This window comes from Sporomusaceae bacterium ACPt, from assembly GCA_041428575.1.
GTDB lineage: Bacteria > Bacillota > Negativicutes > Sporomusales > Sporomusaceae > Sporomusa_D > Sporomusa_D carbonis.
This window is the reverse complement of the sequence record CP155570.1, coordinates 3,525,515-3,539,662: the sequence shown is the minus strand read 5'-3', so window position 1 is coordinate 3,539,662 and position 14,148 is coordinate 3,525,515. Positions and strand designations below refer to the sequence as shown.

The window sequence follows — 14,148 nt, the reverse complement described above, 5'->3', positions numbered from 1 at the left end:
TAAGTTAAGTGGGGACTAAATGTAGAGCAGATGGGAGTGTAGTAGGATGCTGTTAAAAGACAGACTCAAAAACGGGGAACAGGTTTTCGGACCCTTTGTCAACCTTTGTCACCCGGCCGTCCTTGAAATTGCGGGTTTAGCGGGATTTGATTTTGCCATCATTGATACAGAACATGGGGAATTGTCGTCTGACCGTGCTGTTGATATGGTGCGGGCTGCCAAGCTTGCGGGCGTAAGTCCGGTAGTCAGGGTTTACGGTAACCAGCCGGAACTTATTGCCAAAGCTCTGGACATTGGGGCAGAAGGAGTGCAAGTTCCTCAGATCGGCAGCAAAGCCGAGGCATTAGCGGCTGTTAAAGCAGCCAAGTTTTCACCCGAGGGGGCACGGGGCTGCAACCGGTATGTCAGAGCGGCAGGTTACTCTGCCCGCGACAAATTCTCCTATTTTGGCAACTCAAATAAGGAAACTGCCGTAATTCTTCAAGTTGAAGGCAAGGAAGGGATTGATAACTTACCCGAGATTCTTACAGTGGAAGGAATTGATGTACTGTTTATTGGTCCGTATGACCTTTCGGCTTCTTTAGGTATCCCCGGGCAAGTTGATCATCCGGCTCTCGTGGAAGAGATGCAGAAAAACATGAAATTAGCGAGCGAGGCCGGCGTAGCCATTGGTTTTTTTGTTGATGATGTGGAAACTGCGGTCAAGTGGAAAAAGTGGGGGATTCAATATATTTCCCTTGCCGCCGATGTCGGATTGTTGTACCAGGCCTTCAGCAATACTGTAAAAGCTTTTAAAGAAGCATAGGGAGTATACAGGGAGGAAAATCATGAAACAGAAATGTCAAGACGCCCGCAATCTTTGGGCTCAGGTAGATGCCCTGCGCATGGGGATGAACTGGTCGGAAGAGGATATCGAAAAACCTCATATTTTGATTGATGATGTATTCGGGGAAAGCCATCCCGGCAGTTTTCACCTGGATGTGCTTAGTGAAGAAGCTGCTATCGGCGTTTACGAAAGCGGCGGTAAACCGGCAAAACATCATGTAACCGATATTTGTGACGGCTGGGGCCAGGGCCATGACGGCATGAACTATATTTTGGCGTCACGGGAAGCCATTGCCGATATGGTGGAAATACACGCCTCGGTTATTCCCTGGGACGGGATGATCCTCATCTCGAGCTGTGACAAAGCCGGTCCTGCTCATCTTATCGCCGCGGCCCGTATGGATATCCCTACCATTCATATTCCCGGCGGCTCGATGCGGATTGGTCCTGATACAGGCACTTCCGGTTTAGCCGGTCCGTTGTCGGCTAAATCGAAAAAAGGCCAAGTTACCAAGGCGGAGATGCGTAACTATAAACTTACCGGCTGTCCGTCCTGTGGCGCCTGTCAGTTTATGGGAACTGCCAGCACCATGCAATGTATGTCGGAAGCGCTGGGAATGGCGCTTCCAGGAAATGCCCTGATGCCGTCAACTTTTGCCGAAATCCGCCGTACCGCCCGGCGTGCGGGCAGACAAGTCCTGCGACTGGCCGAGCAAGGGATTACAGCGTCAAAGATACTCACAAAAGAGGCGTTTGAGAATGCCATAAAGGTCCACGCTGCTATCGGCGGCAGCACCAATGCCTTGATCCACTTACCGGCCATTGCCCATGAATTGGGAATCGAGATTGACCCGGGAATGTTTGATAAATACAGCCGGGAAATTCCTTATCTGACCAATGTACAGCCAAGCGGCAAGTATGTAACCGAATTGCTCTGGTTTGCCGGCGGTATTCCTATGGTTCAATGGTATATTAAGGATTATTTGAATTTGGATGTTATGACAGTAACAGGCCGCACGCTAGGGGAAAACCTGGAACAACTGCACGAGGAAGGATTCTTTGACCGTTGCCGTGACCATTTAAAAACCTATAACGTGCCGGCGGAAGAAATACTTAGACCGGTCGCAAAGGCCAAACAATACGGTTCCATTGCCATTCTGAAAGGAAATATTGCGCCGGACGGTGCGGTAATCAAATATTCGGCCGTGGTTCCTTCCATGCACCACCATATTGGACCGGCAGCTGTCTTTAACAGCGAGGAAGATGCCCAGAAAGCCATTATTACCGGCAAGATAAAACCAGGCGATATCGTGTTTATCCGTTATGAAGGGCCCAAAGGTTCAGGTATGCCGGAAATGTTTATGACCACTGACGCTATTGTATTTGATGAAACTTTAAATGGCACGGTTGCCTTGGTAACTGACGGGCGTTTCTCGGGAGCCAGCCGTGGCCCCTGTGTTGGCCATGTTTCCCCGGAAGCTGTTGAAGGGGGCCCCATTGCGTTAGTCGAAGATAATGATCTCATTGAAATCGACATACCAGGCCGCAAGTTAAATATTATTGGTGTGGCCGGTGAAAAGAAAACACCTGAAGAAATTACCAAAATACTTGCTGACAGAAAAGAAAAATGGCAGTTGCCTGAACGTAAACCGAGAAAGGGTATATTGAAGAAATACACCGAAAACGCTGTGTCAGCTATGGCCGGCGCTTATATGAAATAATTCTGGTTTTGTCTTTTCCCGGCAGCGTGGCAGCACGCCCGCCGGGAAAAGGCGGGTTTAAGTTAAAAGGGTGAATTCCGGACTGCTTATCAAGCAATTGCCGGCGCCTTTATTTAATAATATCACTATCACAAAAATGCTCTACTAAAAGAATTGGGGGAGGCAAAAAGATGCAAAAACAGTTTATGCTGGGCAACGAGGCAATCGCCCGGGGCGCAGTGGAGTCCGGAGTTAAAGTAGTCGCAGGGTATCCCGGCACTCCGGCAACGGAAATTGTCGATCACTGCGCAAGCAATCCAGGTGTGTATGCCGAATGGTCTACCAACGAAAAACATGCCTTTGAGGTGGCTGCGGCCGGTTCACTTACCAATCAACGTTCCATGGCTGTTATGAAACATAACGGTACCAATGCTGCTGCTGACTTTCTCATGCACATTAATTTTACAGGGGTAAAGGCAGGCCTTGTGCTTATCTCGGCTGACGATCCCGGTGGACTTTCCTCCCAGTGCGAAGAGGATACCAGGATCCTGATTCACAACTATGCCCATGTGCCGGTATTTGACCCATCAAGTGTTCAAGAAGCATACGAGATGACTAAAGCCGCTTTTGAACTATCGGAAAAAACCGAAGTGTTATTTGCCCTCAGACCGGTTATGCGTATCAATCATGCCGGTGGTATGGTTACTTATGATGATGAGGCTAAACCTGAGACAAGAAAAGCCGATTTTGTCATTGACCGCAGCCGTTATGTTATGTCGGCCGTTGTTGAAAAAGAACTGGGTGGCGAATTGCGTCCGAAAATGCGGCATCGCTGGCTCAATGAAAAACAGGTTGAGCTCAAGGCGATCATGGAAGAATCTCCGTTCAACTGGGCGGAAGCCGGCGAAGGTGAAGTCGGTTTCATCGGTTGCGGTATCGGTTATGCTTTCCTCAAAGAGGCTGAGCAGATATTTGGCAAAAAGCTGCCTATCCTAAAACTTTCCACTTTGCCGTTGCCTGAGAAAAAAGTGCTTGACTTTGTCAAGGGCTTAAAGAAGGTAGTTGTTTTTGAAGAAGTCGAGCCGGTTGTCGAAAATTTAATCAAAGAACTGTGCTTTGAAAATAATATTGCTTTAGAAATTCTCGGCAGGGATACTTATCTGCCCAAAGAAGGGGAACTGTCTGCAGGTTTCGTTCTTACGGCCATTGAGAACGTTTTGGCAGGCAAACCTTATCCGGACGGCGAAAACAAGTATATTCCGGCCCGTACCAGAACTCAGTGCACCGGTTGCAGTCACCGCGGCTTATTGACTGCCCTCAAAGAAGTTGTCAAGAAAAACGGCGGCGTAGTCACCGGCGATATCGGCTGCCATGATGCCGGCACTTTTGAACCGATGAAGCTGCAAGCCACCATCTACTGTATGGGTTCCTCCATTCCTATGGCTTACGGCATTAAAGCCGCCGGCTTTGATAAACCGACCTATGCGTTAATTGGGGACTCAACCTTCTTCCACAACGGGTTGACAGGTTTGGCCAGCGCCATTTTCAATAAAGCTGATGTTACCGTTATTATCGGCTACAATTCCACTACCGCCATGACCGGTTTCCAACCGCATCCGGGAAGTTCCAACAACCTGACCCAGGAAGGGCTGAAACCTATGGATCCCGGTGTAGTGGCTGCCGCTATGGGCGCTAAAGTGTTCCGGTGTAATCCATATAACGTGGAAGAAACCATCAAGGTTATTACCGAAGCTACCGCGCAGGAAGGCGTAAAAGTAGTTGTCGCTGAAGCATTATGTTATCTCAAATTTGGCCGGGAAGGCAAAATTTCTTATACTCCGCGGACAGTAACTGTTGACCAGGAAGTATGTAATGGCTGCAGTATCTGTGTACGTACTTTCGGTTGCCCGGCGATTACGATTGTTGATAAAAAAGCAACAATTGATACCAGCAGCTGCAACGGTTGCGGAGTTTGTATATCAGTATGCAAAAGGGGGGCCCTCAAGTGAAATTTGATTTAGTCATTGCCGGTGTTGGCGGACAAGGTAATATTTTAGCCTCGCAGGTTATTGCCAAATGCGCCATGGATGCCGGTTACAATGTTGTAAATACCGAAACAAAAGGTGCCGCTCAACGTGGTGGTTCTGTATTGTCCCATGTGCGTATTGCTGACGGTGAGATTTACTCACCGCTGGTTCCCCAGGGCCAGGCCGATATCCTGCTGGGGTTTGAACCGCTTGAGGCGCTGCGCTATATTAACATGCTGAGCAAAAATGGCACATACATTATCAATACGGCGCCGGTGCCGACCATTTTGTCCAATCTTAAAGTTGACGAGTATCCGTCCCAGGAGCAAATGCTGGCTGCTATTCAGGAAAAAGGCATCAGCGGGCATTTCATTAATGCTACCCAGGCCGCCAAAGATCTTGGCAACGTATTAAATACTAATGTTATCATGCTGGGAGCTTTTACGGCCATCAGCGACATTCTGCCTGCCGACACCATACTTAATAAGCTGCTTAGCATGGTTAAACCCAAATTCCATGAAGGCAATATCAAGGCATTCAACTGCGGCCGTACGATGATTAAGGCCTAAACTTCAAGTTAAAGCGATGAGAACAGGAGGGGATATGTGTGCAGTTTGAGCTTACCGAAGAACAAAAAATGGTAGTAAAAATGGTCCGTGAATATGCTGAAAAAGAAATTGCGCCAAGTGTCGCGGAACGGGATGAAAAAGAAGAATACTGCCGGGGATTTTACGACGCTCTTGGTGAACTGGGTTTGACCGGTATTTTCTTCCCGGAACAGTATGGTGGCTCTGGTGGCGATTATGTGAGTTATATCCTGGCAAGTGAAGAACTTGCCAGGGTCGATGACGCCGTAGCAGCCGGCTATTCGGCATCGGTATCATTGTGCGCCTGGCCGATTTATCAATATGGCACTGAAGAACAAAAACAAAAATACCTGGTGCCGCTGGCAGAAGGAACAAAACTGGGCGCTTTCGGCCTGACTGAACCGAATGCCGGCACAGATGCCGCTTCGCAACAGACGGTAGCCGTATTGAATGGTGACCACTATGTGCTTAACGGTAGTAAGATTTTTATTACCAATGGCGGCGATGCCGAGACGTATGTTGTCTTTGCCATGACCGACAAATCCAAAGGTGTAAAAGGCATCTCAGCCTTCATTTTGGAAAAAGGTATGCCTGGCTTTACGTTTGGTAAAAAAGAACACAAAATGGGTATCCGTACGTCCCAGACGATGGAACTCATCTTCCAGGATGTCAAAGTTCCTAAAGAAAATCTGCTTGGCAAAGAAGGCGAAGGCTTCAAAATTGCCATGAGCACTTTGGACGGCGGCCGGATCGGGGTTGCGGCGCAGGCTCTTGGCATTGCCCAAGCAGCGCTTGATCATGCGGTTAAATATTCCAAGGAACGGGTACAATTTGGCAAGCCGATTGCCAGTAACCAAGCTATCGCTTTTATGCTGGCTGATATGGCGACTAAAATCGATGCCGCCCGCTTGCTTACTTATCGTGCCGCTTACCTTAAAGATAAGGGCTTACCGCATTCCAAAGAAGCGGCCATGGCCAAAATGTATGCGTCAGATGTCGCAATGGCAGTGACTACCGACGCCGTACAAATTTTCGGCGGCTATGGTTATTCGCGCGAATACCCCGTGGAACGCCTGATGCGCAATGCTAAGATTACTCAGATTTACGAAGGAACCAATCAGGTTCAGCGCATGGTTATTTCCGGCGCTCTCTTGCGGTAGCAATATCCAGTCCCATATTTGATTTTTGGAGGATAGGAAATGGAAATAGTCGTCTGTGTCAAACAGGTGCCTGATACTACTGAAGTTAAGATTGATCCCCAGACAAATACTCTGATCCGCCAAGGCGTACCCAGTATTGTCAACCCGTTTGACAAAAATGCGGTAGAGGCTGCATTGCAACTCAAGGAAAAGCACGGCGGCAAGGTCACTGTCATCAGCATGGGCCCGCCGCAGGCCAAAGATGCCCTGAAAGAATGCCTGGCCATGGGCGCGGATGAGGCGTTCCTGGTCAGTGACCGCGCCTTCGGCGGCGCCGACACACTTGCCACCAGCTATACGCTGGCTGCCGCTATCCGTAAACTGGGGCAGGTAGATTTGATTATTTGCGGCAAACAGGCTATCGATGGAGATACAGCTCAGGTAGGACCGGAAATCGCCGAACATCTTAACCTGCCGCAAGTAACCTATGTTTCTAAAATCGAAATCGAAGCCGGTAAGGTCCGGGTAGAACGTGAGCATGAGGAAGGCTATGAGATCATTGAGGCGCAATTGCCGCTTGTGGTTACGGTAGTAAAATCCATCAATGAACCACGTTATCCGACCGTAAAAGGCACGATGAAGGCGAATCGTAAGCAAATACCGGTTTGGACGGTTAATGATCTTGCTGTTGAACCGGAAAAACTGGGCCTTAAGGGTTCGCCGACCCAGGTCCGCCGTATTTTTACCCCTAAGCAGCGTACCCAGGGGGAAATCATTCAGAAAGACACCGCCAGGGAAGCAGTTGCTGCGCTTATCGAAAAACTAACTGAAGCTAAGATTGTGTGACAGGGGGGAAACATATGGCAGTAAATATAACCAGTGAATGTATGGGCTGTGGCGCTTGTGTCGCCACCTGCCCGTTTGGCGCAATTGTAATGGACAATGATAAAGCCCGTATTACCGACGCTTGTACCGCCTGCGGCGCCTGTATCGATGCTTGTCCGGCCGGCGCCATCGTCCGTGATGACACCGGTGAGGCAACAGCAGTAGTAGATACCGCTCTTTATAAAGGCGTATGGGTATATATGGAAGTATTTGACGGCCAAGCCCGCGGCGTAGGTCATGAACTCTTGGGTGAAGGCCGTAAACTGGCTGACGCTATGGGGCAGGAACTGGCGGCCGTACTCATCGGCGACGGGATTGAAGCTTTGGCCAAAGAGGCGTTTGCCAGCGGCGCCGATAAAGTATATCTGGTGGAAGGTCCGGAGTATAAGCACTATACTACCGATGCCTATACCATTGCCATGACTGATTTGATTAACAAATATAAACCATCGGTAATCCTGATGGGGGCTACTAATGACGGACGGGATCTGGGTCCCCGGGTGGCTTGCCGGGTGGGTACCGGTCTGACTGCCGACTGCACAAACTTAGGCATTGATGAGCAAACCGGTCTTGTTGCCTGGACCCGGCCGGCCTTTGGCGGCAATATTATGGCTACCATTCTCTGTCCTGATCATCGTCCGCAAATGGGCACCGTTCGTCCCAAAGTATTTAAGCGTCCGGAACAGGACTTCAGCCGCACGGGACAGATTGTCCGCGTAGAGAGCCAGGTCAAACCGGCCGACATCCGGACAAAATTTGTTGAGTTAATTAAAGTATGCACTGCCTCCTGCAATCTGGAAGAAGCCGATATCATTGTTTCCGGTGGCAGGGGCATGTGCAGCCCGGAAAATTTCGCGCTTATCGAAGAACTGGCTCAGGTTCTTGGCGGAGCGGTCGGTGCCTCACGGGCTGCTGTAGATGCCGGGTGGAAACCGGCTCTTCATCAGGTAGGACAGACGGGTAAAACGGTAGGACCGAAAATTTACTTTGCCTGCGGCATTTCCGGGGCCATTCAGCATCTGGCAGGTATGTCGTCGTCTGATGTTGTCATTGCCATTAACAAAGACCCGGATGCCCCGATTTTCAAGGTGGCGGACTATGGCATCGTGGGTGATGTACTTGAGGTGCTGCCGGTATTAACGGAAGAATTCAAGAAAATTAAAAATAACGCAGGCTAATGTGCGATAGGGGTGGGTGCCAATGGTACAAGATATTAAGTTTGCCGACTTAAAAATCGGTGACAAAGCCAGCATGACGAAAACGGTTACTGAGTATGACGTATATACCTTTGCCGGGGTAACCGGGGATTTTAACCCGGTCCACATTGATGCCGAGTTTGCTAAAACTACCATGTTTAAAGAAAGAATCGCTCATGGTATGTTATCTGCGGGCTTTATTTCCGCAGTGATCGGTACCGCGCTGCCAGGCGCCAATTCCATTTACATGGGCCAGGAACTCAGTTTCAAGGCTCCCGTTAAAATTGGTGATACCGTTACGGCAACTGTGGAAGTCATTGAACTCATCGAAGCAAAACACCGGGTTATCCTGCGGACCACAGTAACCAACCAAGACGGGGTAGTGGTTGTCGATGGTAAGGCCACTATGCTGAAAAAGTAGACGGCGAAGAATTGATTTACTTCAGGGGTCCTTATTGTACATGAATAAGGACCTTTTTTTTCAACTAGACAATATCGACGAGAAAAGTTTACTATAGAACTGATTTATGAAAATTGGGAGGGTAAAATTATGCCGTTAAAGACTCCGGAACAGTATGAGGAAAGTTTACGCCACATGAATTTCAAGGTCTATCTACAAGGAGAACTGGTAACAAATCCTGTGGATCATCCGATTATCAGGCCTTCGATGAATTCCGTGAAAATGACCTATACGCTGGCTATGGACCCGCAATACGAAGAACTTATGACTGCCACTTCCCATCTTACCGGTAAAAAAGTTAACCGGTTTACTCATTTGCACCAGAGTACGGACGATTTGGTTAAGAAAGTTAAGATGCAGCGCTTGCTTGGTCAAAAGACGGCAGCTTGCTTCCAACGCTGTGTAGGCATGGATGCTATGAACGCTGTTGACAGTGTGACTTTTGAAATGGACAAAAAGTTAGGGACAAATTATCATGACCGGTTTATTCACTTTCTTACCCGGGTTCAGGAAGAAGACTGGACGGTTGACGGTGCGATGACCGATCCTAAGGGAGACCGTTCATTGTCTCCCAGTAAACAGGCCGACCCTGACCTGTATGTGCATATTGTGGAAAAACGCGCTGACGGTATTGTCGTGAGCGGCGCCAAAGCCCACCAGACCGGCGCCGTTAACTCCCACTGGATTTTGGTTATGCCGACAATTTCCATGAGCAAAGAGGATGCCGATTACGCCATATCCTTTGCAACACCGGCAGATGCCGAAGGCATCTTCTATATCTATGGACGTCAGTCCTGCGATACCCGCAAGCTGGAGGGCAGCACCATTGATGTCGGCAACAGCCAGTTTGGCGGACACGAAGCGCTCATGGTGTTTGACAATGTCTTTATTCCCTGGGAAAACGTATTCATGTGCGGTGAATATGAATTCAGCGGTATGCTGGTAGAACGTTTTGCCGGCTACCACCGCCAAAGCTATGGCGGCTGTAAAGTCGGAGTGGGTGACGTTTTAATTGGGGCTGTAGCGTTGGCCACCGAATACAGCGGTGTCAGCAAAGCTTCCCATGTTAAGGATAAACTGATTGAAATGATTCATTTAAATGAAACGCTCTATTGCTGTGGTATCGCCTGTTCGGCCGAAGGGTGCCGGACGGCTTCCGGCACTTATTTAATTGACTTATTGCTGGCCAATGTCTGCAAACAGAATGTTACCCGTTTTCCGTACGAGATTGCCCGGCTGGCAGAAGATCTTGCCGGCGGTTTGATGGTAACCATGCCTTCCGAAAAGGACTTGCGCCATCCGGAAATCGGCAAAGTTGTGGAAAAATATCTCCGGGGCGTTGCCTCTATTCCGACCGAGTACCGTATGCGGGTATTACGGCTGATTGAGAATCTCACGCTGGGAACAGCAGCCGTGGGTTACCGGACCGAGTCCATGCACGGCGCCGGGTCGCCGCAGGCGCAACGCATCGTAATTGCCCGTCAGGGCAACCTGGAACAAAAGAAAGAATTGGCTAAAGCGATTGCCGGTATTCCCAGTAAATAAACATGACAGATACAATTTATAACAAAATTGATGAGGTTCTGGCATCAAAGGTGCGCCCTGTACTGAACAGTCACCACGGCGACATTAAACTGCTCGAAATTACCCAAGACGGTTTTGTAAAAGTTAGACTGATCGGCGCCTGCAGCTCATGTCCGGGCGCTCAGCAAACCTTAACAGAAGTTGTGGAAGCAGCCTTGCGGGAAGTGTATCCGGAGATGAAAGGCGTAGTTCCCGTATATGAGGCGAGCGAGGAATTGATTGATTTTGCGTTGAAGCTGATACGCAAAGATCGCCGCTGACAGGGCTTTAAACAACAGCAAAACCCTGTCAAAGCAAAACTAAGAACTCCAGATTGCAGTATCTATTGAATGAGGTGTTATTATGCGGGAAGTTGTGATTGTAAGCGCGGTGCGGACCGCGATCGGGAGCTTTAACGGTTCCCTGTCTTCTCTGTCAGCCCCTGAATTAGGCAGCATTGTTATTAAAGCCGCCCTGGAACGGGCCGGCATAGCCGGGGACGCAGTTGACGAAGTGATTATGGGGAATGTATTGCAGGCCGGTTTGGGACAGAATACTGCCCGGCAGGCGGCAGTCAAAGCGGGAATTCCTGTCGAGGTACCTGCTTATACTATTAACAAGGTTTGCGGCTCAGGTTTGAAAGCCGTCAACCTGGCTACCCAGGCAATTATGACCCAAGACGCCGATGTCCTTGTGGTGGGTGGGACCGAGAGTATGAGCAATGCTCCGTATCTCCTGGAAAGTAAGGCGCGGTGGGGATACCGGATGGGTAACGCCAAAGTGATTGACAGCATGATTACCGATGGTTTGTGGTGCGCGTTTCATGACTATCATATGGGGATTACTGCCGAGAATGTCGCCGCTAAGTACGGCATAACCCGCGAGGAACAGGACCAACTGGCGTTTGAATCCCAGGAGAAAGCGGCCAGAGCCATTGCTGCCGGAGCTTTTAAAGAGGAAATTGTGCCTGTCACCATTAAGGGAAAAAAAGGTGAGGTGGTATTTGACACTGACGAATATCCCAAACCGGGGACTACTTTAGAAGCGTTGCGCAATCTTAAAACCGCCTTCAAAAAAGACGGGACAGTAACCGCCGGCAATGCTTCAGGCATTAATGACGGGGCGGCGGCATTAGTAGTCATGTCGCTGGATAAGGCAAAACAGCTTGGTCTAAAACCATTGGCGCGGATTGTGGGTTACGGTTCGGGCGGTGTCGATCCAGCCATTATGGGCATGGGCCCGGTACCGGCAGTCCGTAAGGCACTGGCCAAAGCCGGCTTATCGATAGCCGATATCGACCTGTTTGAAGCCAATGAAGCCTTTGCCGCTCAGTTCCTGGCGGTGGGGAAGGAACTCGGGCTTCCGAAAGAGAAAGTAAACATTCATGGCGGCGCCATCGCTCTCGGCCACCCCATAGGCGCCAGCGGCGCCCGGATTCTGGTAACCTTGCTGCATGCCATGAAAAAGCAAAACGCCAAACGGGGTTTGGCAACTCTTTGTATCGGCGGCGGTCAAGGGATTGCCACCATTGTTGAACAAATGTAGGTAAGCTTTACCCCATTTTTGCTGGCTGTTTCACCAATGTGAGGTGAAACAGCCAGCAGGCTATCTTAGCCTGTTGCTAAGTAGTGACTAAATATCCCAGGAGGTTGTATGATTCATGGATTTCAAAAAAGTGTTGGTTATCGGCGCCGGTCAGATGGGCGCCGGGATTGCTCAGGTTATGGCCCAAAGCGGTCTGGAAGTGATGATTCGGGATATTAAAGAGGAATATGTACAAAAAGGCATTGCCGGCATGGAAAAAAATTTAACTAAGAGTGTTGACAAAGGCAAACTAACGGTTGAGGAAAAGAACGCGATACTGGCGAGAGTAACCGGCACTGTCGAATTGACCGCGGCTGTTTGCGATGTTGACCTTGTGATCGAGGCGGCTGTGGAAAATATTAATATCAAGCGGGAAATATTCCAGAGCCTGGATAAACTCTGCCCGGGGCATACGATATTTGCCAGTAACACGTCTTCTCTGCCCATAACATCGTTGGCGGCGCTGACAGGCCGGCCGGATAAATTTATTGGCATGCATTTCTTTAACCCCGCTCCGGTGATGAAGCTGGTTGAGATTATTAACGGACTGGCTACAAGTGAAGAGACGTTTGCCGCTATTAAGGGCCTGACCGAACAGGTTGGGAAAACTCCTGTCAAAGTGACTGATTTTCCCGGTTTTGTGGGCAACCGCATCATGATGCTCATGATCAACGAAGCGGTTTATACGCTTATGGAAGGGGTGGCTAGCGCGGAAGACATTGACACTGTGGCTAAGCTTGGTTTTAATCATCCTATGGGGCCGCTGGCGCTCTCCGACCTAATCGGCAATGACACCGTCCTTGCCATTATGGAAGTACTTTTTGAAGGATTCGGCGACCCTAAATACCGCCCATGTCCGTTACTGAGAAAGATGGTTCAGGCCGGATATCTTGGCCGCAAGTCCGGCCGGGGATTCTATGATTATTCCAAATAGCAACTAAAAATACATAAGGGGGATATTTTTGCCATGAGTGAAGCAGCCAATCTTATATACCAGCAGGACGGCGCAATTGGGATTATCACCATAAACCGTCCTAAAGCGCTTAATGCTCTGAATCAGGCTACGTTACATGAATTGGATCAATTGCTCGATCAGATCTCCGGTAATACGGCAGTTAAGGTAGTTATTATCACCGGCAGTGGCGAAAAGGCTTTTGTCGCCGGGGCCGATATTACGGAAATGCAGTCGTTTTCGGCTATCGAGGGCCGCGAGTTCGGCCGGTTCGGCCAGGCTGTCTTCAGTAAAATAGAAAACCTGCCCCAGCCTGTCATTGCCGCTGTTAACGGTTTTGCCCTGGGTGGCGGCTGTGAGTTGGCTATGGCTTGCGACATCCGGATCGCCGCCAATACGGCTAAATTCGGTCAGCCGGAAGTATCACTGGGTATTCCGCCTGGATTTGGCGGTACGCAACGGTTGCCGCGCCTGGTGGGCAAAGGGCGGGCCCAAGAGCTTCTGTTTACCGGCGACATTATTGATGCGGCAGAAGCCTATCGCATCGGGTTAGTCAATAAGGTGACTACGGGTGAAGAACTTATGACTTCAGCCAGGGCCATGGCTGAAAAGATCATGGCGCGCGCCCCGATTGCCGTGCAGATGTGCAAGGCCGCAGTGAATAAAGGCCTGGATTCGCCGCTTCCTGTTGGGCTGGCCTATGAAGCCGAAGTGTTTGGCTTGTGTTTCGCCACTGCCGATCAAAAAGAAGGAATGACTGCCTTTGTTGAAAAACGCAAAGCCGGTTTTACAGGTAAATGAACCGGCCGGGGGAACAAAACAGGTCGCCTCTGGCCGGCAAGCGGGTCAGCATCAGATTTTGCGGCGGCTGCAATCCGCGTATTGACCGGGGGCAAATTGCCGGGCAAATTCGTGAATTTCTGACTGCGCGCGGTGTAGACGTTGTTTATAATACAGATGCTGCTGATGTAATTATTTATCTGAGCGGTTGTCCGGCCGACTGCGCCTATCGCTACAGCGACGGCGGCAGCAATATTCCTTCCCTAATAGTACGCGCCGATACTGTGGATGGTATAACCGTAGGAACCGGAGAATTGGCTGCATACATTGCGGCAAAGACAATAAGTTATATCGAACGACCGGAGACATCTACAAAATGAGGCATAGAAAAATCGCATTTTAATCATCCGGGTATGAAAGAATAACCCCTGAAAGTCAGTTTGCTTTCAG

Annotated in this window: 14 protein-coding genes; all 14 read left to right on the top strand. The window is 49.6% G+C overall.

What is annotated here, in order from left to right; all coding sequences use genetic code 11:
- Positions 1-46 precede the first annotated feature (46 nt).
- Complete coding sequence (locus tag SCACP_RS18200) at positions 47-805, top strand: HpcH/HpaI aldolase family protein (RefSeq protein WP_425058918.1); 759 nt, start codon at positions 47-49, stop codon at positions 803-805.
- Between the two features lie 22 nt (positions 806-827).
- Positions 828-2,546: a dihydroxy-acid dehydratase gene (gene ilvD / locus SCACP_RS18195; RefSeq protein ID WP_425058917.1), complete on the top strand. Its 1,719-nt coding sequence runs from the start codon at positions 828-830 to the stop codon at positions 2,544-2,546.
- Positions 2,547-2,716: 170 nt separating this feature from the next.
- The gene (locus tag SCACP_RS18190) at positions 2,717-4,534 is read left to right on the top strand and encodes a thiamine pyrophosphate-dependent enzyme (RefSeq protein WP_425058916.1); all 1,818 of its coding nucleotides are present in this window, start codon (positions 2,717-2,719) and stop codon (positions 4,532-4,534) included.
- Positions 4,531-5,121: an indolepyruvate oxidoreductase subunit beta gene (locus SCACP_RS18185; protein WP_425058915.1), complete on the top strand. Its 591-nt coding sequence runs from the start codon at positions 4,531-4,533 to the stop codon at positions 5,119-5,121. The genes SCACP_RS18190 and SCACP_RS18185 overlap by 4 nt, the downstream gene beginning before the upstream one ends.
- Before the next feature lie 38 nt (positions 5,122-5,159).
- Positions 5,160-6,299, top strand: a complete 1,140-nt coding sequence (locus SCACP_RS18180; RefSeq protein WP_425058914.1) for an acyl-CoA dehydrogenase — start codon at positions 5,160-5,162, stop codon at positions 6,297-6,299.
- A gap of 39 nt (positions 6,300-6,338) precedes the next feature.
- Complete coding sequence (locus tag SCACP_RS18175) at positions 6,339-7,124, top strand: electron transfer flavoprotein subunit beta/FixA family protein (protein WP_425058913.1); 786 nt, start codon at positions 6,339-6,341, stop codon at positions 7,122-7,124.
- A 14-nt stretch (positions 7,125-7,138) separates the two neighbouring features.
- On the top strand, positions 7,139-8,341 hold the full coding sequence (locus tag SCACP_RS18170; protein ID WP_425058912.1) for an FAD-binding protein: 1,203 nt from the start codon (positions 7,139-7,141) through the stop codon (positions 8,339-8,341).
- Between the two features lie 22 nt (positions 8,342-8,363).
- Positions 8,364-8,780 (top strand): MaoC family dehydratase, encoded by a 417-nt coding sequence (locus SCACP_RS18165; protein ID WP_425058911.1) that lies wholly within the window; start codon positions 8,364-8,366, stop codon positions 8,778-8,780.
- Positions 8,781-8,909: 129 nt separating this feature from the next.
- Complete coding sequence (locus SCACP_RS18160; RefSeq protein ID WP_425058910.1) at positions 8,910-10,364, top strand: 4-hydroxyphenylacetate 3-hydroxylase family protein; 1,455 nt, start codon at positions 8,910-8,912, stop codon at positions 10,362-10,364.
- Between the two features lie 2 nt (positions 10,365-10,366).
- Positions 10,367-10,663 carry a NifU family protein gene (locus SCACP_RS18155; protein WP_425058909.1) on the top strand — a complete coding sequence of 99 codons (297 nt, stop codon included), beginning with the start codon at positions 10,367-10,369 and terminating at the stop codon, positions 10,661-10,663.
- Between the two features lie 82 nt (positions 10,664-10,745).
- The gene (locus SCACP_RS18150; protein WP_425058908.1) at positions 10,746-11,927 is read left to right on the top strand and encodes an acetyl-CoA C-acetyltransferase; all 1,182 of its coding nucleotides are present in this window, start codon (positions 10,746-10,748) and stop codon (positions 11,925-11,927) included.
- A 115-nt stretch (positions 11,928-12,042) separates the two neighbouring features.
- Positions 12,043-12,900, top strand: coding sequence for a 3-hydroxybutyryl-CoA dehydrogenase (locus SCACP_RS18145; RefSeq protein ID WP_425058907.1), 858 nt, complete (start codon positions 12,043-12,045; stop codon positions 12,898-12,900).
- A 33-nt stretch (positions 12,901-12,933) separates the two neighbouring features.
- On the top strand, positions 12,934-13,719 hold the full coding sequence (locus SCACP_RS18140) for a short-chain-enoyl-CoA hydratase (RefSeq protein WP_425058906.1): 786 nt from the start codon (positions 12,934-12,936) through the stop codon (positions 13,717-13,719).
- Positions 13,716-14,078, top strand: coding sequence for a hypothetical protein (locus SCACP_RS18135; RefSeq protein WP_425058905.1), 363 nt, complete (start codon positions 13,716-13,718; stop codon positions 14,076-14,078). Before SCACP_RS18140 ends, SCACP_RS18135 begins: the two co-directional genes overlap by 4 nt.
- Positions 14,079-14,148 lie beyond the last annotated feature (70 nt).

Coding starts and splice junctions, on each gene's coding strand:
- SCACP_RS18200 (WP_425058918.1), top strand. CDS start 47: ATGCTGTTAAAAGACAGACTCAAAAACGGGGAACAGGTTTTCGGACCC.
- ilvD (WP_425058917.1), top strand. CDS start 828: ATGAAACAGAAATGTCAAGACGCCCGCAATCTTTGGGCTCAGGTAGAT.
- SCACP_RS18190 (WP_425058916.1), top strand. CDS start 2,717: ATGCAAAAACAGTTTATGCTGGGCAACGAGGCAATCGCCCGGGGCGCA.
- SCACP_RS18175 (WP_425058913.1), top strand. CDS start 6,339: ATGGAAATAGTCGTCTGTGTCAAACAGGTGCCTGATACTACTGAAGTT.
- SCACP_RS18170 (WP_425058912.1), top strand. CDS start 7,139: ATGGCAGTAAATATAACCAGTGAATGTATGGGCTGTGGCGCTTGTGTC.
- SCACP_RS18165 (WP_425058911.1), top strand. CDS start 8,364: ATGGTACAAGATATTAAGTTTGCCGACTTAAAAATCGGTGACAAAGCC.
- SCACP_RS18160 (WP_425058910.1), top strand. CDS start 8,910: ATGCCGTTAAAGACTCCGGAACAGTATGAGGAAAGTTTACGCCACATG.
- SCACP_RS18155 (WP_425058909.1), top strand. CDS start 10,367: ATGACAGATACAATTTATAACAAAATTGATGAGGTTCTGGCATCAAAG.
- SCACP_RS18150 (WP_425058908.1), top strand. CDS start 10,746: ATGCGGGAAGTTGTGATTGTAAGCGCGGTGCGGACCGCGATCGGGAGC.
- SCACP_RS18145 (WP_425058907.1), top strand. CDS start 12,043: ATGGATTTCAAAAAAGTGTTGGTTATCGGCGCCGGTCAGATGGGCGCC.
- SCACP_RS18140 (WP_425058906.1), top strand. CDS start 12,934: ATGAGTGAAGCAGCCAATCTTATATACCAGCAGGACGGCGCAATTGGG.
- SCACP_RS18135 (WP_425058905.1), top strand. CDS start 13,716: ATGAACCGGCCGGGGGAACAAAACAGGTCGCCTCTGGCCGGCAAGCGG.